At 49.2% G+C, this 19,144-nt stretch carries 18 protein-coding genes; 15 read left to right on the top strand and 3 right to left on the bottom strand.

Features of this window, described 5'->3' with window-relative positions:
• Positions 1 to 21 precede the first annotated feature (21 nt).
• Positions 22 to 270 carry a hypothetical protein gene (locus KJS65_RS12465; RefSeq protein ID WP_213650083.1) on the top strand — a complete coding sequence of 83 codons (249 nt, stop codon included), beginning with the start codon at positions 22 to 24 and terminating at the stop codon, positions 268 to 270.
• A gap of 64 nt (positions 271 to 334) precedes the next feature.
• On the opposite strand, the gene KJS65_RS12460 is transcribed toward KJS65_RS12465, so the two are convergent.
• Entirely contained in the window at positions 335 to 886 is a 552-nt protein-coding gene (locus KJS65_RS12460) for a winged helix-turn-helix domain-containing protein (protein ID WP_244864504.1), read from the bottom strand.
• A gap of 106 nt (positions 887 to 992) precedes the next feature.
• Entirely contained in the window at positions 993 to 2,276 is a 1,284-nt protein-coding gene (locus tag KJS65_RS12455) for an MFS transporter (RefSeq protein WP_213650082.1), read from the bottom strand.
• A gap of 404 nt (positions 2,277 to 2,680) precedes the next feature.
• On the opposite strand from KJS65_RS12455, the gene rplS reads away from it, so the two are divergent.
• The 9 genes from rplS to KJS65_RS12410 all read left to right on the top strand — a co-directional run bounded on the left by rplS (position 2,681) and on the right by KJS65_RS12410 (position 10,882).
• On the top strand, positions 2,681 to 3,025 hold the full coding sequence (gene rplS, locus KJS65_RS12450; protein WP_127599436.1) for a 50S ribosomal protein L19: 345 nt from the start codon (positions 2,681 to 2,683) through the stop codon (positions 3,023 to 3,025).
• 149 nt (positions 3,026 to 3,174) lie between these two features.
• Positions 3,175 to 3,795: a signal peptidase I gene (gene lepB, locus KJS65_RS12445; protein ID WP_136604611.1), complete on the top strand. Its 621-nt coding sequence runs from the start codon at positions 3,175 to 3,177 to the stop codon at positions 3,793 to 3,795.
• A 50-nt stretch (positions 3,796 to 3,845) separates the two neighbouring features.
• Complete coding sequence (ylqF, locus tag KJS65_RS12440) at positions 3,846 to 4,712, top strand: ribosome biogenesis GTPase YlqF (RefSeq protein ID WP_213650081.1); 867 nt, start codon at positions 3,846 to 3,848, stop codon at positions 4,710 to 4,712.
• A 254-nt stretch (positions 4,713 to 4,966) separates the two neighbouring features.
• Complete coding sequence (locus tag KJS65_RS12435; protein ID WP_213650080.1) at positions 4,967 to 6,139, top strand: polysaccharide deacetylase family protein; 1,173 nt, start codon at positions 4,967 to 4,969, stop codon at positions 6,137 to 6,139.
• A gap of 112 nt (positions 6,140 to 6,251) precedes the next feature.
• Positions 6,252 to 6,872, top strand: coding sequence for a ribonuclease HII (locus KJS65_RS12430; RefSeq protein ID WP_213650079.1), 621 nt, complete (start codon positions 6,252 to 6,254; stop codon positions 6,870 to 6,872).
• 77 nt (positions 6,873 to 6,949) lie between these two features.
• Positions 6,950 to 8,956 carry a hypothetical protein gene (locus KJS65_RS12425; protein ID WP_213650078.1) on the top strand — a complete coding sequence of 669 codons (2,007 nt, stop codon included), beginning with the start codon at positions 6,950 to 6,952 and terminating at the stop codon, positions 8,954 to 8,956.
• Entirely contained in the window at positions 8,953 to 9,258 is a 306-nt protein-coding gene (locus KJS65_RS12420) for an EscU/YscU/HrcU family type III secretion system export apparatus switch protein (protein WP_213650077.1), read from the top strand. Before KJS65_RS12425 ends, KJS65_RS12420 begins: the two co-directional genes overlap by 4 nt.
• Complete coding sequence (locus KJS65_RS12415; protein WP_213650076.1) at positions 9,252 to 9,638, top strand: YraN family protein; 387 nt, start codon at positions 9,252 to 9,254, stop codon at positions 9,636 to 9,638. Before KJS65_RS12420 ends, KJS65_RS12415 begins: the two co-directional genes overlap by 7 nt.
• Positions 9,639 to 9,856: 218 nt before the next feature.
• Positions 9,857 to 10,882, top strand: coding sequence for an alpha/beta fold hydrolase (locus KJS65_RS12410; protein WP_213650075.1), 1,026 nt, complete (start codon positions 9,857 to 9,859; stop codon positions 10,880 to 10,882).
• 55 nt (positions 10,883 to 10,937) lie between these two features.
• On the opposite strand, the gene KJS65_RS12405 is transcribed toward KJS65_RS12410, so the two are convergent.
• Positions 10,938 to 12,527, bottom strand: coding sequence for a YifB family Mg chelatase-like AAA ATPase (locus KJS65_RS12405; RefSeq protein WP_213650074.1), 1,590 nt, complete (start codon positions 12,525 to 12,527; stop codon positions 10,938 to 10,940).
• Between the two features lie 321 nt (positions 12,528 to 12,848).
• On the opposite strand from KJS65_RS12405, the gene KJS65_RS12400 reads away from it, so the two are divergent.
• From KJS65_RS12400 to topA, 5 genes are all read left to right on the top strand, one after another.
• The gene (locus KJS65_RS12400) at positions 12,849 to 13,322 is read left to right on the top strand and encodes a MarR family winged helix-turn-helix transcriptional regulator (protein ID WP_213650073.1); all 474 of its coding nucleotides are present in this window, start codon (positions 12,849 to 12,851) and stop codon (positions 13,320 to 13,322) included.
• A gap of 195 nt (positions 13,323 to 13,517) precedes the next feature.
• Complete coding sequence (gene sucC / locus KJS65_RS12395; RefSeq protein WP_136604691.1) at positions 13,518 to 14,678, top strand: ADP-forming succinate--CoA ligase subunit beta; 1,161 nt, start codon at positions 13,518 to 13,520, stop codon at positions 14,676 to 14,678.
• A gap of 36 nt (positions 14,679 to 14,714) precedes the next feature.
• On the top strand, positions 14,715 to 15,644 hold the full coding sequence (gene sucD, locus KJS65_RS12390; RefSeq protein ID WP_136604692.1) for a succinate--CoA ligase subunit alpha: 930 nt from the start codon (positions 14,715 to 14,717) through the stop codon (positions 15,642 to 15,644).
• A 116-nt stretch (positions 15,645 to 15,760) separates the two neighbouring features.
• Complete coding sequence (gene dprA, locus KJS65_RS12385; RefSeq protein WP_213650072.1) at positions 15,761 to 16,879, top strand: DNA-processing protein DprA; 1,119 nt, start codon at positions 15,761 to 15,763, stop codon at positions 16,877 to 16,879.
• Positions 16,880 to 17,030: 151 nt separating this feature from the next.
• Entirely contained in the window at positions 17,031 to 19,133 is a 2,103-nt protein-coding gene (gene topA, locus KJS65_RS12380) for a type I DNA topoisomerase (protein ID WP_213650071.1), read from the top strand.
• Positions 19,134 to 19,144 lie beyond the last annotated feature (11 nt).

Below are 19,144 nucleotides of genomic sequence, written 5' to 3'. Positions count from 1 at the left end.
AGCGCTAAAGGAGGTAGAGTAATGGGATTTCTAAAATCAATTTGGAGATTTTTTGTCCCCAGAGAGAGAACGCTCATCTTCACTTCTTTTCAGCAGGATGATTATGCGAGAGCCAAGAACCGGCTGCAGCAAAGTGGCATTCCCCACCGATCGCGTATTGTAAACTGGGACGGCGGCCGTGGATTCTCGCATACAAGAAGGATGCAGTATTCCATATATGTGGCCAAAGCAGATGAAAACGCTGCAGTGGAAACGACAGGATCAAAATAATGTAAAGCAGCAAAAAAAAATCCCTGGGTGAATTAGCCCGGGGATTTTTTTGGATTATGCTGGTTCAATTATCTAACGTTTTGGCAATGGTTGTGAAAATATCGTATTTTAACTGATCAGGACTTTTGCGCTTTTGATTCTCATCCAAAAAATGATTAATCCGCTCAAAAAAACTTTTGGCTTCCTCCTCCGTCAAATAGACTTCGGAATGGGTCAGGTTGCCGAAAGGCTTCTCGCTGCTTTGAGCTTTTATAAAGTTCTTTTTGTTCTCATCATACAGATCGGAAAGCAGCTTTTGCGTTTCCGACAAAAATATCTTCTTCGCAGCTTCGTCCGCGCCATCATCACGCTTGATCCGTACTGCACCTTTAAATGACTCATAATATTTGGCGTTAATGCCGTTGATTTCCTTCGTGCGTACCAAAGTTATCAGGCCAATACTTTCAAGCTTCTTAGCATGGTAATAAACCTTTGCGGGAACCTCGCCCATGTCATCGGCAATTTCTTTAATCGTAGCCGGGTGGTCCATCCGCTGGAAATGGTTTAATATTTTCATCCGGTAGGGATCAGAATATATCCGTATTTCTTCTATCGTGCTCAGTTCCTTCGTTTCCAATACAAACGCACCTCATCATTTCCTGCATTTTCAATAAGCCTATTATAAAGCTCGAAGTGATAAAGCACAAAGAATGTTTATTTTTAAAACTATTCAGACGCTCCTATCACACGCTCATAAAGCTTTTTTGTGTCAGAAGAATTAGACCCGGAATGATCATTAAAATACCAAAGACCAGAAATAGAACATCCACGCTGAACCATGCTCCGGCAAAGCCGGCAATCAATCCGCCGAGCGGCATGGCACTGGTGCTGATCATGCTGGATAATGCACCAACACGCCCAAGCATATCATGCGGCGTGACTTCCATCATGTAAGTAGAGACCGGTGTATTGACAAAAGAGATGGCGAGACCCATGCCAAAGCAGAATAGCGTTGCTGTATAAAGTGGGTACAAGGTGACCAACGATGGAATATAGAGGAGCGCATAGTTGACTCCTAGCAATAGGTATCCAAAAACAATCAGTGTACTCTTTTTGTATTTAGACCCTTGCTGGCTGACCCATAAACCGCTGAGGATCATCCCGATAACCAGGCTGATTCCCAGCAGGCTTAGTCCAAATGGGCCGGCATGCAGGATTTCTTTGACATACACGGGCTCCAGTACATTGTAAGGCGTGAGACAGAAATTGACGAAAGCAGCAGCGAGCATGGTTAGAAGGATCATTTTTTGTCCTTTAACAAATAGCAGGCCGGATTTAAATTCGGACCAATAGGTTTTTTTAGGCTTTTGTTCTGTTTTTACATGATGAGAGACTTCAGAGGGTTCCTCTTCAAATTTAGGACGGACCCAGAAAAAGAGAAGCGCTGCAACCAAAAAGGTGAGAGCATCCGTAATCATAGCTCCGGATACTCCAATCAGGGCGATCAGTCCTCCTGCTGCTGCCAGTCCGGCGAGTTCAGCGGTACGGGCAGCTGAGGAAGTTAACGAATTACCGCTAAGCAGCAGCTCCTTAGGGAGAATACGCGGCACAAGTGACATTTCTGCGGGTGTGGAGAAGCATTCAAAGGAGGAATTGATAAAAGTGAAGATAAACAAATGCCATGGCTGCAGATAACCTAAAAAATAAAGCAGTGCGGTCAGCAATACCATGATACCCCGGCCTGTGTTCGCGAGAATCACGATCTTTTTCTTGGACCAGCGGTCTACCAATACGCCCGTAAACAGGCTGAACGCAATTCCGGGGATGAAGTTGAGGGAAAAAAGTGTCCCCATGAGCACTTCAGAGCCTGTCAGCACATAAACCATCCAGCTATAGGCGATCGAATCGATCGAATCTCCAAAGCGCGATATGATTTTCGCTGCCATCATAATCAGATAAGACCTGTGTGCGCTTAGCGCACGAATACCTTGCTGTGGTTGCGGTTGAACCAGAACCGTTTCACTCATTGGGGACAACTCCATTCAACATTTGTTAACGTTAAAATAATTTTGACGTTAAATTTATTTTATTCATTTCCGGATAAATTGCAAGAGGTTTCTTGCGATTTTTTTAAAGCTATGAATTTTAGGCCTGTCCGCCAATTCCCGGCAGATTCGGATAGATAAACAAAGCTTCATATAGGAGAGGAAAATCAAGACTCAACAGGTGGCTTGGCAAATTGATCTGCTCCATTCAACAGCCTTGTTTCCATATCTATAGGCTCGTTCAGTTTGTTGTTGCAAACTATAATAAGGGTGTGTTACAATTAACGCTGTTGTGTGGAATACGGTGGTCCGCTGCGGATGATGAAGGAGAACGGATGGTTTTCCGGAAGAGGCAAGAACACCTGTACGGAAGGAGGGAGTCCTAGATGAATATCCTACAAGCGATCACTCAAGAACAGCTTCGTAAAGATATCCCAAGTTTTCGTCCTGGTGACACTTTAAAAGTGCACGTTAAGGTAATCGAGGGATCTCGCGAACGTATTCAGTTGTTCGAGGGTGTTGTAATTAAACGTCGCGGTGGCGGAATCAGTGAGACTTTTACAGTTCGTAAAATTTCTTACGGTGTTGGTGTGGAAAGAACTTTCCCGATCAACTCGCCTAAAATTGAGAAAATCGAAGTGGCTCGCCGTGGTAAAGTGCGTCGTGCGAAGCTTTATTATCTTCGTGAACTACGCGGTAAAGCAGCGAGAATTAAAGAAATTCGCCGTTAATAAACGGACAACGACAGAGGGCTTGATTTCAAGCCCTTTTCGTTTTAGGATAAGAAATGTTACGGCTCCGTATAGGAGCTTTTCTTTTCGGCAAAAAATGAAAATGCGTGGGACGCATTCAAATGTTTTCAAGGTGAGGACGGTGAAGTATGCAGCAGGACATTCAGAATGATGGGGTGGAACTTGGGGAGCAGGATCGAAAACCACCCAAAAAAGCGAAAAATGAAGTAGTGGAATGGCTTAAAGCGATTGTGATTGCTCTAATTCTGGTGGCTCTCATCCGCTGGCTTCTCTTTAAACCGTTTATTGTGGACGGACCTTCGATGCAACCTAATTTCCATACAGGCGAGCGGCTCATCGTCAATGAAATTCTGTATGATATCCGGGCTCCGCACCGCGGGGAAGTCATTGTATTCCATGTTCCTTCCGAAGGAAAAGACTTCATCAAACGGGTTATCGCTGTTGCAGGCGATACGGTGAAGGTAGAAGGCGACACCGTATTGGTGAACGGCAAACCAGTCAATGAAACCTACATACAGGGCGCTATGGATACGAGTCATAAAGCAGGTCAACTGTATAACGACAAAGACTTCCCGAACAGCGCATTTCCTGATGGTAAAGTGCCTGAAGGCCATATATTTGTCATGGGTGATAACCGTTCAGACAGTACGGACAGCCGTATGATTGGATACGTGCCGCTTGGCGACATCGTAGGACGTGCAGATTTGATTTTCTGGCCGGTCAAGGATGTACATTTAATTAAACATTAAACAATCCACCGATGCAGCGGCTGGTTGTAGGCAAAAATGAGGTGATGACGGTGACGATTCAATGGTTTCCTGGTCATATGACAAGAGCGCGCCGCCAAATACAGGAAAAGCTGAAGCTGATTGACGTGGTCATCGAGCTGATCGATGCCCGTCTTCCGCTGTCCAGCCGCAATCCGATGATTGACGAAATATTGCAGGGCAAGCCGCGGCTTATCATTATGAATAAAGCGGATCTTGCGGATCCCGCGGTCACAAAGCAGTGGCAGGATTATTTTAAGGAGCAGGGCCATACGGCATTTCCAGTGGATGCATCCACAGGGACCGGAGTGAAGGATATTCCGGGTCAGCTGAAACTACTCCTGAAAGAAAAGATAGACCGGCAAATTGCCAAAGGTATGAATCCGAGAGCTATTCGGGCACTGATTGTCGGTATTCCGAATGTCGGCAAATCCACCCTGATTAACCGCTTGGCCGGACGCAGCATCGCTGCAACAGGCGACCGTCCGGGTGTTACCAAAGGTCAGCAATGGATCAGGGTAGGCGGCGAGATCGAGCTCTTGGATACACCCGGTATTCTCTGGCCGAAATTTGAAGACCAGAATGTGGGCTACAAGTTGGCGGTGACGGGAGCAATTAAGGAAGAGATCCTTAATGTGGAGGATATTGCCTTTTTCGCGGTGAAATATCTGATCAGCTACTATTGGGACTCATTCCGGGACCGGTTTGAGCTGGAAGACAGCACTCCGCATAATCCGGATGATAGTGATGAAATCGTAGCGATCATGGAAGCGGTTGGCCGTAAACGGGGCTGTTTGATCAGTGGAGGAAGGGTTGACCTTGAAAAAGCTTCCCGTACGCTGCTGCGAGACCTTCGTGCCGGTAAGATGGGTCGGTTCTCCATGGAGTCCCCTTATTAATTGGCGAACGAAACTAAAGTGAATAAAAGTTATAAGAAAGCCGCCGAAAGGCGGCTTTTTTGTTGTTTGAAGCATATTCTGTAACATGTAGAAGGAAATGGATGTAAACTATATTAAGATATGGTAATCTCGAATGGAATAAACTAGAATCATTTTTCTATAGTAACGGTCCACCTTTTGAAATGGTTATTCATTGTTTGAAATATCCTATACCGTTTGGAAGATTCAGATTTAAAGAATAAGGGGAGAAGAGTTTGAAGCGGAAATGGCTGATGGCGACGGGCGCTGGTTTATTATTGACGGCAGCTGTAAGTGAAATGATAATCATGGGATCGGCACCCGCAGTGTATTCTTCCAAACAGCCGATTGAAATGAAAATGGTGGTTCCTAATCAGCCGGTAAGTCATGAAAATACAGCTATACAACCCCCGAAAAATGAGAAAACGGGTGAAGATCCGGGCATTAGTGGATTGCAGACTGGATCAGCGATGCCTGGCAAAGCCAAATCTCTTCAGGATACATCATTTCAAAATGAAAAGCCGGGCCAGATTTATTATCGCAACAAGGTTATTACCCTGATGTACCACGAGGTGACGCCAGGTCAGAAGAACAAGCAAAGCCTGAATACAGGTAAGTTTGAGCGGCAGCTGAACCTGATGAAAGACAACGATTTTCAATGGATTACGATGAACCAATATGTCGATTTTGTCCGGCATGCCAAGCCCGTGCCCCCCAATGCGGTACTGATGACGTTTGATGATGGGTATGAGTCCTTTTATGAATATGTCTATCCGGTGCTGCTCAAATATCATGTACCGGCCACCAGTTTTCTGATTGTAAATACAATCGATAATCCCAAGCACATCGGGATTCCTAAACTGAGCTGGGAACAGATACAAACCATGCATGAGAACGGGGTGGACTTTTACAGCCATTCTTTTGATTCTCATGTTTACGCACCTCTGGACGCGGCGGGGAACCGCTCCAAGGCTGTGCTGAAGGGGCCGGTTTATGTGAAGAATCTGGGGCGGAAAGAAACGAGTGGAGAATACCTCGCTCGCGTGCGCAGTGACTTGGAGCAGGCCAACTCTATTCTCAAGGAAAAGCTTGGAAATACCATGAATGTCATCGCGTTCCCGTATGGTGCATTTTCTCCGGCTTTGCTGCGGGTATGCAAGGAGCTGGACACACCCGTTTCCTTCACTGTACTCTCAGGCATAAACAGACCTGGCGGTCTGAACGGTTACCGTGTGAATGCCGGCGGCGCGGGTAATGATCCGGAAGCATTGATTACTTTAATGAAAAATAACGCGGTTCCTACGGGTAAAAAGCTGAATACAGGAAAAGCGGGGTCAGGACCAGGTCCGGTTATTAAACCCGAGCCGCCTTCGTCCAATAGAAGTACATCGAGTATTGTTGCCGAATAGCAGAAACTACTGGAAAAGCCATGCAGTGAAGCCCCGGATCAAGTATAATGTTCAGAGCAGAAGCTATACGGACAGGGGAAAATGAGGTCCGGGGAGAGCAAGGGGGAACAACATGACAGACTTGTTGAAGTACGAGAAGGAGTGCTGGGCACAGACCTATCAATATATAGCAGGCATAGATGAAGTAGGACGTGGATGTTTATTCGGAGATGTGGTAGCCGCCGCGGTCATCCTACCGGTTGGCCTGGTGCTTGAGGGCGTCGATGATTCTAAAAAGCTGAGTGAGAAGAAGCGTGAAGCATTGTATGACCTCATCATGGAGCATGCCGTTGCCATTTCTGTCGGCTATGTCGATGCGGAGACGATTGACAGGATCAATATTAAACAGGCGGCAAGGCTGGCGATGAAAAAGGCGGTATTGGGGCTGCCGGAAGCTGCGGATTATCTTCTGGTAGACGCGGAAAAGGTGGATGTGGAGCTTCCGCAGCTGTCTATTATCAAAGGAGATGCGACCAGCCAGTCCATCGCCGCAGCGTCCATAATTGCCAAGGTAACGCGGGACAGGCTTTGCATGGGTGAATGGGAAGCCAAATATCCCGAATACGGAATTGCGATACATAAAGGATATGCAACCAAGCTGCATCGTGAGCAGATCACCGCGATGGGACCTACCCCGATGCACCGCAGAAGCTTTCTGAAGAATCTGGAGGTCGTCCAGCAAACCTTGTTCTGATCATGTTTATTCACTGGCGGGATGCTGGTGCCGATAAATAGGGATAAGGGTTCGCTTCGATTGAAGGAGGAAGAGACGTGAATATCGGTTCGATGATTCGTGGCCTGTTGGGTGAGACGAAGGCGGGTGACGCGAAGCAGCTGGATATGAAGACCGGCCAGGTGGTTAGAGGCGTGGTGCTCAGCGTCTCGGAGGACGGTCAGGAGGCCGTGGTACAGATCCAGGGCGTCAAGGTAAGGGCGGCGCTGGAGACCCCTATGCAGGCTGGTCAAGCCACGCTGCTGCAAGTACAGCCGCCTGCTGAGAACGGGATGATGGTGCTCAAGCCGCTTGCGGAATCACCGTATCTGGCCCTGCCAACCCAGTCATTGGCGGATGTGTTGAGCTCATTAGGGCTGGCGGATACGGATGAGAGCCGGACATTGGTTCAGGCGATGCAATCCAGCGGGGTACCGCTTACGAAAGAAAATGCGGAGCTGTTCAGTCGTATGATGCTGCAAAAGCCAGCATCGGTTCCAGCTGAGCAGTGGATTCAGTCCGCTGCAATCGCCTTGCAGCGTGGATTGCCGGTAACGGCGGAAAGTATACGCGGACTTCAGCAGGCTGTTTTTGGCGCGCCGATTCATGAGCTGTTGGCTGTGCTCGATGAGCATCTAGAGACAGCTCAGATGATGCTCATACCGACTAAACCTGCAGGAGAAAGCAGAGGAGCAGGCGAAGCTGTCCCAATGAACCGGCCAGTGCTGAATGGTGCTGTTCAAGTCGGAGCTTCGGCTCAGGCAGAAGTGAGCAAACAGCTGGAAGCTGCAGTGAAGGGAGCTGCAGCCGAAACAGGGAGCGCGGCAGCTGCAAACCCCGCAATGGCGGCTGACGATGCAGGCGGGCTGCAGCCGCTGATGGCGAAGCTGCAGCAGGTGCTGCAGCAGCTCCGCACCGCGCCGCTTGCGGGCACGCCTGCCCTGGCTTCGCCGCAGGGCAGCGCTGCAACGGCCGGCTCCGAAGCGTCGCCGGCCGCATTAACGCCGCCGCAGGGAACGGCGGCGCAGGCAGGCTCTGGCAGCCCGGCGGCGCCAGAGCCAAATCCGCCCCAAACCCACGCCGCGGAGCCGTGGGTGGGGCGGATTCTGAAGCTGCTCGGTGCGGAGCACGAGCAGCAGGGGGTGCGCGGGGCCGGCATGCCGCCCGCGCCAGTGCCTGAAGCCGCGGCGGGGAACGCGCGGCCAACAGCGGCTGCACCGGCCATCGGCCAGGGTGCAGCGCAGCAGGCAGCGGGCCAGGCGGAGCCGGGGCCCGCAACCTTGAGCGGCGGCGGTACGGCTGAAGCCGCCTCAGCCGCCGCAGCCGCTGCGCGGACGGCCGCGCCTTCGTCTGCGGGCGGCTCAGGCCCGCAGCCACCGGCCGTGGAATTCGCGGCCGGACATGATCTGCCGGCACGCGCATTGCATGCTGCCGGTATTCATGCGGCAGCCGCCTCGCTCCCGGATGCAGATACAGCCGGGATGCGCATGGAGCATGAACAGCATCATACGAGTCCGCAGGACACGCTTAAAGGTATTTTGCTGCAGCTTGTGAACCATGATGAAGCACCGCAAGCGCTGAAGGAAGCGGCACAGCAGCTAATTTCCCATCTGACGGGTCAGCAGCTGCTGCTCAATACGGACCGGACCGCACCGTTTGCACAGGTCACGTTATTCCTGCCGCTGAACGGCCCGGATGGTCAGGAAACCGCCTCTGTCCAGATCCAATCCCGCCGTGGTCCCAAAGGGGAACTGGATGCTTCCAACTGCCGCCTGTGGTTTGATTTGCAGATGAAACATCTGGGCCAAACGCTGGTGGATGTGCAGGTTGTGGACCGGATTGTCAGCTTAAAGGTGCACAATGATAATGATTGGGCCGGAGAACTGCTGGTGAACCACAGGGAGGAAATATCCGGAGCGATGGAATCACTCGGTTACCAGCTGCTGACATTGAAGACAGAGCCATTACCTGAGAAAGCAGCGGATTCGAAGCAAGGTCCAGCAGCGGCTGCTTCGGTTAATGTTTATGTACCCCAGAGCTATAAAGGGGTGGATTTCAAGGTATGAGTGATAAAGCAAAGGAACCGACGTTGTCGATGAAAAAGGCGGTTGCTCTCAAATATGCGCCAGGTGAAGCCGAAGCGCCCATAGTGGCCGCCAAGGGCCGGGGCAGAATCGCCGAGTCGATACTTGAAAAGGCAAAGGAGCATGGAGTTCCTGTCCAGGAAGACGCTGCCCTGGTAGAGGTGTTGTCGAAGCTTGATCTGGATCAGCAGATTCCACCCGAGCTCTACCAGCTCGTAGCGGAGGTACTAAGCTATATTTACCGTGCGGACCGGTTGGTACGGGAAAGGGAGAATGAATGGTAGAACGGATGAATAGGGAAAAGGATAACCGCCGCCAGAAAGGTGCGGTGGCAGAACAAGCTGCCTGCGACTATCTGGCTTCCCGGGGGTATACCATTAAAGAGCGTAATTGGCGCTGTCGCAGCGGTGAACTCGATATCGTCGCTGAGTTTGGGCGCATATTGGTTATCGTAGAGGTTCGGAGCCGGAGTATCGGTACACGTTACGGAACCGCTGCGGAATCCGTCGATTACCGTAAGGTCAGACAGGTACGGAGCACGGCCTTAGCCTACCTTCACTATAGACAGGAGGGGGAAAGGGAGCTTCGTTTTGATGTTGTGGCGATTGAACTGGATGGTGGTCTGAATACAGCGAACCTTCAGCATATCGAAGCGGCTTTTTAGTAACGGAATTTTGAAGCATCAGTAAGAAGAATAGTAAAATCTTATAAGAGTGACAGAATAGTTGAGAAAAGGCTTCCCAAGCAGTAACAGGAAGTCTTTTATGTGTGGTATGGATTTTATATATACATAGTTTTTTTGCAAAGCGGGAGCCCGCCAAAACAGTCCCCATGATTCCCGGCAATGATTAATCAATTGTCCATATAGAGGGGAATAGGAATATGTTTTTTTCTAGAAAGACACCTAAAATTAGCAGCAGCTCCCGATCGGTTTCATGTCTTGAAAAGATACAAATTGGCGGTACGGAGCAGTGGCTCTTAATGAGAGGGAAAAGCGTCAGATTGCCTGTAATGCTGTGGCTGCATGGCGGGCCGGGTTCTGCGCAGATCGGCTTTGCTCCGTATTTCCAGCGGGAACTGGAGCAGTATTTTGTGGTGGTAAACTGGGATCAGCGCGGAGCAGGCCTCTCATACCGTAATAATGCAAGCACAGACAAGATGAGCATAGAACAATTTATTGCTGATGCCCGCGAGGTAACGGAATACCTTCAGGACAAATTCCGCCAGAACAAAATTTTTATCGTGGGCCATTCATGGGGCAGCATTTTAGGCATTAAACTGGCTGAGCGCTATCCGGAGTCATACCATGCTTATATCGGGGTTGGTCAGGTCGTTCATATGGTGAAAGGCGAGCGGTTGTCATACGAATATACGCTCCGTGAAGCCAAAGAGGCCGGTCATGCGGAAGCAGAGCGGGAGCTCACGGCGCTGGGAGAGGATTCCTTCTATGATTACCGAAAGCTTGCCACTCAGCGCAAATGGCTTGGACGCTTCAAGGGTGTCATGTATCGGCAGCCTATGGAAAAAGTCATTGTTCCTCGGATGATCCGTTCATCAGAATACAACCTGATGGATATGATCCGGTTTATAAAGGGATCTCAATTTTCCCTTAAACATATGTGGGCGGAAATATGTAATCTCAACCTCGAAGAAGTCACCCATCTGCAGATTCCGGTATTTCTATGCATGGGCAGGCATGATTACAATACACCGTTTGAATTGGCTGAGGCATTTTTCAATAATCTGGAGGCACCCCTTAAGACATGGGAGTGGTTCGAGGAATCGGCTCATTGTCCGAATTTTGAAGAGCCCGAGAAATTTAACAAGCATTTAATCTATTTACTGCGTCATGAAATAGATGGATTGTCTGCTATGAATACTGCAGATCACAAGATGAGGACTCGATGAGCCCTCATCTTGTTTGCTCGGTCAAAACGTTAACCTTTAAGAAGAATTATCAACATCAGGCGAAGGTCTCCACCTGCGGCCGGTCCAGGTTCCGGTATTGAATAGCCTCCGCGACATGGATAGACTTGATCTCTTCATGTCCATCCAGATCTGCAATAGTGCGTGCAAGCTTTAAGATACGATCATAGGCCCTCATACTGAGTCCCAATGCTTCGATGGTCTGATGGAGCATGTCGGAAGTGCCTGAGTCCAGTTTGGCAAAACGCCGGAGCGCGCTGCCCGTCAGCTCACTGTTCCAGCCGGTATGAGGAAGTTTAATGTAACGCCTCAGCTGTCTTGCATGGGCTTCAAGCACCTGTGCGCGCATGTCTGCGGAAGAAAGGCTGAATTTCTCCCTCGTCCATTCCTTAGGCCGGGGAACGTCGACCTGAAGATCAATCCGGTCCAGCAGCGGACCGGAGATTTTGGAACGGTACTGTGCTATCCGTGTAGGACTGCAGGTACAGTGATGACCCGGATGATCGCTTCCGAGATATCCGCACGGACAAGGATTCATCGAGGCTGCAAGCATGAACCGTGCCGGGAAAGTATGAACCGCTCTCGCTCGGCTGATGGTGACAGACTTATCTTCAAGCGGCTGCCGCAGCACTTCGAGCACCTGGCGGTTAAACTCCGGCAGCTCGTCCAGAAACAGGATTCCGCGGTGGGCAAGACTGACCTCGCCCGGCTTCGGAATGGTTCCGCCGCCGATAAGGCCGCCGGCAGAAATTGTATGATGCGGCGAACGGAAAGGTCTGGTCCGCAGCAGCCCCGCTCCGGGCTCTTTCAATTTGCCGGCGGCGCTGAATATTTTTGTGGTTTCCAGCGCTTCCTGTTCTGTCATAGGAGGGAGAATGGTCGGGAGTCGCTTGATCAGCATCGTCTTTCCGGTTCCTGGGGGACCCATAAGCAGGATATTATGCATTCCGGCCGCAGCAATGGTTAGGGCACGCTTGACATGCTGCTGCCCGAGCACATCGGCATAATCCTCAATTTGATAAGCTTCCTGAGCTGCGTAATGGGAAGAAGTCAGCTGCAGACCATCAAAGGATGAAATGCGGAGCGGGCTGCTTTTTTCCCTGGAGACAAGTCCAGCCTCCTGTTGCCCGAGTGCGAAAAGCTCATTTAAATGACTGATTGCATAAATATTCATATTCTCGATCAAGGCTGCTTCAGCTGCATTTTCCTTTGGCAGCAGAACAGCAGAGAAGCCCTCGCGTTTGGCGCGGTCCACCATCGACAGGACACCGGTGACCGGCCGCAGGCTCCCATCCAGAGCCATTTCGCCGATGAGAAGAAGCTTCTCCTCCTGAGGAAGGATGAGCTGTCCGCTTGTGCACAATATGCCAAGGGCAATAGCGAGATCGAAGGCGGAGCCTTCCTTTCTTAGATCGGCAGGCGCCAGATTGATGGTCGTCCGCTGCAGAGGAAAGGTGAAGCCGCAGTTTTTGATCCCTGCCCGAACGCGCTCTACAGCTTCACGGATCGCTGAATCCGGAAGACCGATAATGGAAGTCTGGGGAAGACCATTGGAGATGTCTACCTCAACTTGGATCAGCACCCCATCAATTCCGTATAAACATGCGCTGTACATTTTTCCGTACATACAATAAAAGCACCCTTTCTCCCGGAATCAAGTCAGCGGCTGCAGCATGGCAGTGCTTTCCTTCCGATCGAAAAAAGGTGCTTCCTTATTTTCGTATTGTGTTTTTACAAAATTGTAAGATTGCGGATGTCAAATGTCAAGGTTCAGTTGATTTCTTACGAATGAAATACGGATTTGTTGAATTGCTGTTTGAAATGGCGGAAATAGTTGTAAAGTAAAGAAAAGCCTGCAATTGAATTGCAGGCAGATAACTTGGGAATGTTTAATATTTCTCGGTCCATGTGATAATATTAGCAAATGAAGGCAGGTGATGGAAGTAACATGAAATCGAAGGAAATCGTTCCTCAGCTTCAACTGGAGAACCAACTGTGCTTTGCTGTATATGCTTGCTCACGTGAAATCACGAAAATGTACCAGCCGCATCTTGAGAAGCTGGGAGTTACGTATTCACAATATTTGGTGCTTATGGTGCTATGGGAGAAAAAGCAATGTACGGTGAAGGAGCTTGGTGAAGCTCTGTTTTTGGACTCGGGTACGCTGACTCCTCTTTTAAAACGACTTCAAGCTGCCGGCTTGATCAACAGAGAGCGCTCCGTCCAAGATGAGCGGAAGGTCATTATTACGCTTACTGAAGAAGGTGTGCTTCTAAGAGATAAAGCGATTGATGTACCGGGATCCATGCAAAATGATGTCTGTATGAACGCCGACGAGTTTAACCGGTTGCTTGGAGAATTCAAGGGACTATTGGAGCGGGTTCACAATATTAATGTGCAGCGGGATGGGAAAAACAGCTGATTTAAGCGACTGCAATTACCATAAAATTCCAAGCATTCTCTCAAACGGATTATATCGATATCAAAAAGCTGTCGATGTTAACACAGTTTGTTAAGGTAAGCGTTTTAAAAACATGGTACAATAGTTTGGGTTTATATTATTTTCCAAGAGAATAACCCGCCTTGTAGCAGTCATGTTGATAGGAGGATTCCGTAAATGAATATCCATGAATATCAAGGAAAACAGGTATTGAAACAGTATGGAGTTGCCGTTCCGAACGGAAAGGTTGCTTATACGGTGGAAGAAGCTGTCGAAGCCGCAAAATCGCTGAACAGCCAGGTTACGGTTGTAAAAGCGCAAATTCATGCAGGTGGACGCGGTAAAGCGGGCGGCGTTAAGGTTGCTAAAAATCTTGACGAAGTACGCGCATATGCCGAAGAGATTCTCGGTAAAGTGCTTGTCACACATCAAACCGGTCCGGAAGGCAAACAAGTCAAACGCCTCCTGATCGAAGAAGGCTGCGATATCCGCAAAGAATATTATGTGGGTGTTGTTGTCGACCGTGCTACCGGCTGCGTCGTTATGATGGGTTCGGAAGAAGGCGGTACGGAAATTGAGGAAGTGGCTGCAGCGACTCCCGAGAAAATTTTCAAAGAAGTTGTTGATCCGGCAGTAGGATTGCAGGTTTTCCAAGCCCGCAGACTTGCTTATGCCATCAACATTCCTAAAGAACTGGTAAATAAGGCTGCTCAATTTATGATGGCCCTTTATACAGCTTTTGTGGACAAAGATTGTTCGATCGCTGAAATTAACCCTCTGGTTGTAACGGGTGACGGTAACGTCATGGCGCTGGATGCCAAGCTTAACTTTGACTCCAATGCATTGTTCCGCCATAAGGACATTCAGGAGCTGCGCGATCTGGACGAAGAGGACGAGAAGGAAATCGAAGCATCCAAGTACGACCTGAGCTATGTGGCTCTGGACGGCAATATCGGCTGCATGGTTAATGGCGCAGGCCTGGCTATGGCAACGATGGATATCATCAAACACTATGGCGGCGACCCGGCCAACTTCCTTGACGTAGGGGGCGGTGCGACGACAGAGAAGGTAACCGAAGCGTTCAAAATCATTCTCTCCGACAAGCAGGTTAAAGGCATTTTCGTCAATATTTTTGGCGGTATTATGCGTTGCGACGTGATCGCTGAGGGTGTTGTTGAAGCAGCGAAGCAGCTTGGCCTTACGCGGCCGCTGGTTGTGCGTCTGGAAGGAACTAACGTGGATCTCGGGAAGAAAATTCTGGCTGAATCCGGCCTGAATATCGTTCCTGCCGATTCCATGGCCGACGGTGCACAAAAAATTGTCTCGCTCGTAAAATAGGTACCTTTAAAATCGAACAGGGGATGTGAACGAATCGTGAGTATTTTGGTTGATAAAAATACAAAAGTGATTACCCAGGGCATCACCGGGAAAACCGCCCTTTTCCATGCAAAAGGCGCCCTTGATTACGGAACGCAAATGGTGGGAGGTACTTCCCCCGGCAAAGGCGGCACAACCGTGGATATTGAGCTTGAAAACGGCAGCTCTGTGAGCCTTCCTGTTTTCAACACCGTGGTAGAAGCCAAAAATGCTACAGGCGCTACAGCGAGCGTTATTTACGTTCCGCCAGCCTTTGCAGCAGACTCGATCCTGGAAGCCGTTGAGGCCGAAATGGAATTGGTTATCTGCATCACTGAAGGCATTCCGGTGCTTGATATGGTCAAAGTAGCCCGTTATATGGAAGGCAAAAAGACCGTTCTGATCGGACCAAACTGTCCGGGTGTCATCACGCCGGGCGAATGCAAAATCGGTATTATGCCTGGATATATACATACGCCAGGACATGTAGGCGTAGTATCCCGAAGCGGAACGCTGACTTATGAAGCTGTGCATCAGCTGACTACCCGCGGCATTGGACAATCCACTGCGGTAGGTATCGGCGGGGACCCTGTAAAAGGAACAGAGTTCATCGATGTTCTGAAACGCTTCAACGAAGATCCTAACACCTATGCGGTGATCATGATCGGTGAAATCGGCGGTACAGCTGAAGAAGATGCTGCTGAATGGATCCGTGACAACATGACCAAGCCGGTCGTAGGCTTTATCGGCGGGGTAACTGCTCCTCCAGGAAAACGTATGGGCCATGCAGGCGCTATTATCTCCGGCGGTAAAGGTACTGCCAAAGAGAAAATCGCCAAAATGGAAGAATGCGGCATCAAAGTCGCTCCAACTCCTTCCGACATGGGCTCCACGCTGGTTAGCGTTCTTGAGGAACGCGGCATGCTGGAGAAATGCTTGACACATTAATCCGATTTCGGGTTATTATAGTTTCAAAGGTAAGCAACCTTTTATTTCCTCCAGTAGGGAATAAGAGGTTGCTTTTTTGTGTTTTCAATAAACTGTGGATTTGAGAGGTGAGTCAAATGGATATTCGCTGGCTGCTTATTGCACTGCATGAAACGAAAGGCGTTGGCAGAAAGGGCATTGCTCGTTTGATGGTGGAAGGAATGTTGACAGAGGAAGCCATGCTTTATAAAGGAAGGGATTGGGAGGCTTATGGTTTTTCTGCGGATATTTCGGAGCGGTTGGATCACAATCTCACTGCATCAGTCCTTCAGCAGAAAATAGAAGATAGAGAGCTTGATCCGTTCATTCAGACAATGACCATTTTAGACAGCAGCTATCCTGCAATATTAAAAGAAAGCCCTGATCCGCCCCTTGTTTTATATGTCAGGGGAAATCCCGACTTATTGACTCGGCCTGGTATCGCAATGGTGGGGACCAGAGTCCCGACAGCCTATGGCCGTAAAATGGGGGGAGAACTGGCACAAGGACTATGTTCGGGAGGATTGAGCGTCATAAGCGGATTAGCCAGAGGAATCGACAGTATTTGCCATGAGGCTGCGTTATCATGCGGAGGAGGAACCATTGCCGTGATGGCCACGGGAATGGATGTTATATATCCTCCCGAGAATAGAGCATTGTTCGCCAGGATCATCCAGGACGGCTTAATCGTAACGGAGTACCCACCGGGCACAAAGCCCCATCCGGGTTTATTTCCGCAGCGGAATCGTATTATTGCTGGATTGTCGCTTGGTACGCTCGTTGTGGAGGCGGATGAGCGCAGCGGATCGTTGATTACAGCAGATGCGGCTCTGGATGCGGGAAGAGATGTCTTTGCTGTTCCGGGTCAGGTAACCTCACCGAAAAGCCGAGGGGCGCTTAATTTGATCCGTCAGGGCGCTAAAATGGTATGTGGAGCCGCGGACATACTCGAGGAATATGTTTCATGGTTGCCAAAGGGGTACGAGAATACATACAATAGGGAAGTTCAGGTAAAAAAGATCCAATCGAATGGAGAAGGTCATTTGACAACGGATGAACTTCGACTATACCATATACTGGAGCAGGGACCGTTCACACTGGATGAGCTGCTGCAGCACAGCCGGTGGGATTTTGGACATTTGCATTCAGTTCTGTTATCTTTAATCATAAAAAAGCAGATTACCCAATTACCTGGTGCTATATATAAGACAATATAAGAAAAATGTTTATCGATTTTATTACCCGGAGAAACCAGACCGCGTTTAGCGGAATTTTTTCTTACGATTAAAGAATCGACCAGCTCCGTTGAAAATTTCAGATTTTTTAATCTTAATGTAGCTTTTGATTGTAGGAGAGGAGGATGAACCGATGGCTGATTCACTGGTGATCGTGGAATCGCCCGCAAAGGCGAAGACGATCGGAAAGTATTTAGGCAGCAAATATATCGTAAAGGCTTCCATGGGCCATGTTCGCGATTTGCCAAAGAGCCAAATCGGGGTTGAAGTAGAAAACGAATTCAATCCGAAGTATATTACCATCCGCGGAAAAGGTTCCGTGTTAAAAGAATTGAAGGATGCCAGCAAAAAAGTGAAAAAGGTTTATCTCGCAGCTGACCCCGATCGTGAAGGGGAGGCTATTGCTTGGCATTTGGCTCATGCCTTGGAGCTGGATAATACGGAAAGCTGCCGGGTCGTGTTCAACGAAATTACGAAGCAAGCCGTTAAGGATGCTTTTAAAACACCGCGCAAAATTAATATGGATCTGGTTAATGCCCAGCAAGCCAGACGAATTTTGGACCGGCTGGTAGGTTACAAGATCAGCCCTTTATTATGGAAGAAAGTTAAAAAGGGATTGTCAGCAGGGCGTGTTCAATCGGTTGCTGTCAAGATTATTCTAGACCGTGAAAATGAAATTGACGCTTTCGTTCCTGAAGAATACTGGTCAATCACAGCCAAGCTAGCCAAGGGCAGCTCCGTGTTTGAAGCAAAGTTTCATCAGCTGGACGGACAGAAGAAAGAGCTTTCCAAGGAAGAAGACGTCCAGGAAGTTTTGAAGGCCATCAAGGGAGCGACCTTTAAGGTTGCAGAATTGAAGGAGAAGGAACGTCAGCGGCATCCTTCGCCGCCGTTTACCACGAGTTCCCTGCAGCAGGAGGCGGCGCGGAAGCTGAATTTCCGGGCAGCGAAAACGATGTCTGTTGCTCAGCAGCTGTATGAAGGTGTTGAACTTGGCAAGGAAGGTACTGTCGGTCTGATTACTTACATGCGTACCGACTCCACTCGAATTGCCGTTTCTGCACAGGAAGAAGCCAAAGAATTTATCGATGGGAAATACGGCAGCCCGTTTGTGCCTGAAACACCGCGTGAGTATTCGAAGAAAGCAGCGAATGCTCAGGATGCGCATGAAGCTATTCGTCCAACTTCAGTGCTCCGTGATCCGGAGTCGGTAAAGTCCTTCATGAGTCGAGACCAGTTCAGATTATATAAGCTGGTATGGGAGCGTTTTGTAGCAAGTCAAATGTCATCGGCTCTACTGGATACCCTCTCGGTGGATATCACTGCCGGCAGCGCAGTATTCCGTGCTACGGGTTCGAAAGTGCGCTTTCCGGGCTTTATGAAAGTGTACGTTGAAGGAAACGATGACGGAACGACAGAGGAAGAGAAATTTCTGCCGGCGTTGTCTCCCGGAGACAAGCTGAAAAAGGAAGAGATTGATCCGAAGCAGCATTTTACCCAACCGCCACCGCGTTATACCGAGGCTCGCCTTGTGCGCACGATGGAGGAACTTGGGATTGGACGGCCAAGTACTTATGCTCCGACGCTGGAGACCATTCAAAAGCGGGGCTATGTAGCAATTGAGGAAAAGAAATTTATGCCGACCGAGCTTGGCGAGCTAGTCATCGAGCAAATGGAGCAGTTCTTTCCTGAAATTCTTGACGCTGAGTTTACCGCACATATGGAAGAAGACCTTGACCATGTCGAGGAAGGCTCTGAAGATTGGGTAAAGGTTCTGAAGGAATTCTATGATTCATTTGAGAAGCGTTTGGAAGTTGCTGAAGAAGAAATGAAGGAAATCGAAATCGAAGATGAGGTTTCCGATGAAATTTGTGAGAAATGCGGGAAGCCGATGGTCTATAAACTCGGCCGTTTTGGTAAGTTTCTGGCCTGTTCAGGATTTCCGGATTGCCGGAATACCAAGCCCATCGTGAAGGATATCGGTGTAACCTGTCCGAAATGCAAAGAAGGTCATGTGGTGGAACGCCGGAGTAAAAAGGGACGGATCTTTTATGGATGCGACCGTTATCCGGAATGCGATTTTGTTTCATGGGACCGTCCTTCAAGCAAACCTTGCCCGAAATGCGGCTCATGGATGGTAGAGAAACGGAATAAGCAGGGAGCAAGACTTCAGTGCACATCCTGTGACCATGTAGAGGAAATAGAAGAAAATGAAGACAATGACGAGATTGTATAACAGCATGTTGC

The organism is Paenibacillus sp. J23TS9 (assembly GCF_018403225.1).
Taxonomy (GTDB): Bacteria; Bacillota; Bacilli; order Paenibacillales; family Paenibacillaceae; genus Paenibacillus_AQ.
The sequence above is the reverse complement of the archived record's forward strand: the minus strand, read 5'-3'. Positions and strand labels throughout refer to the sequence as shown.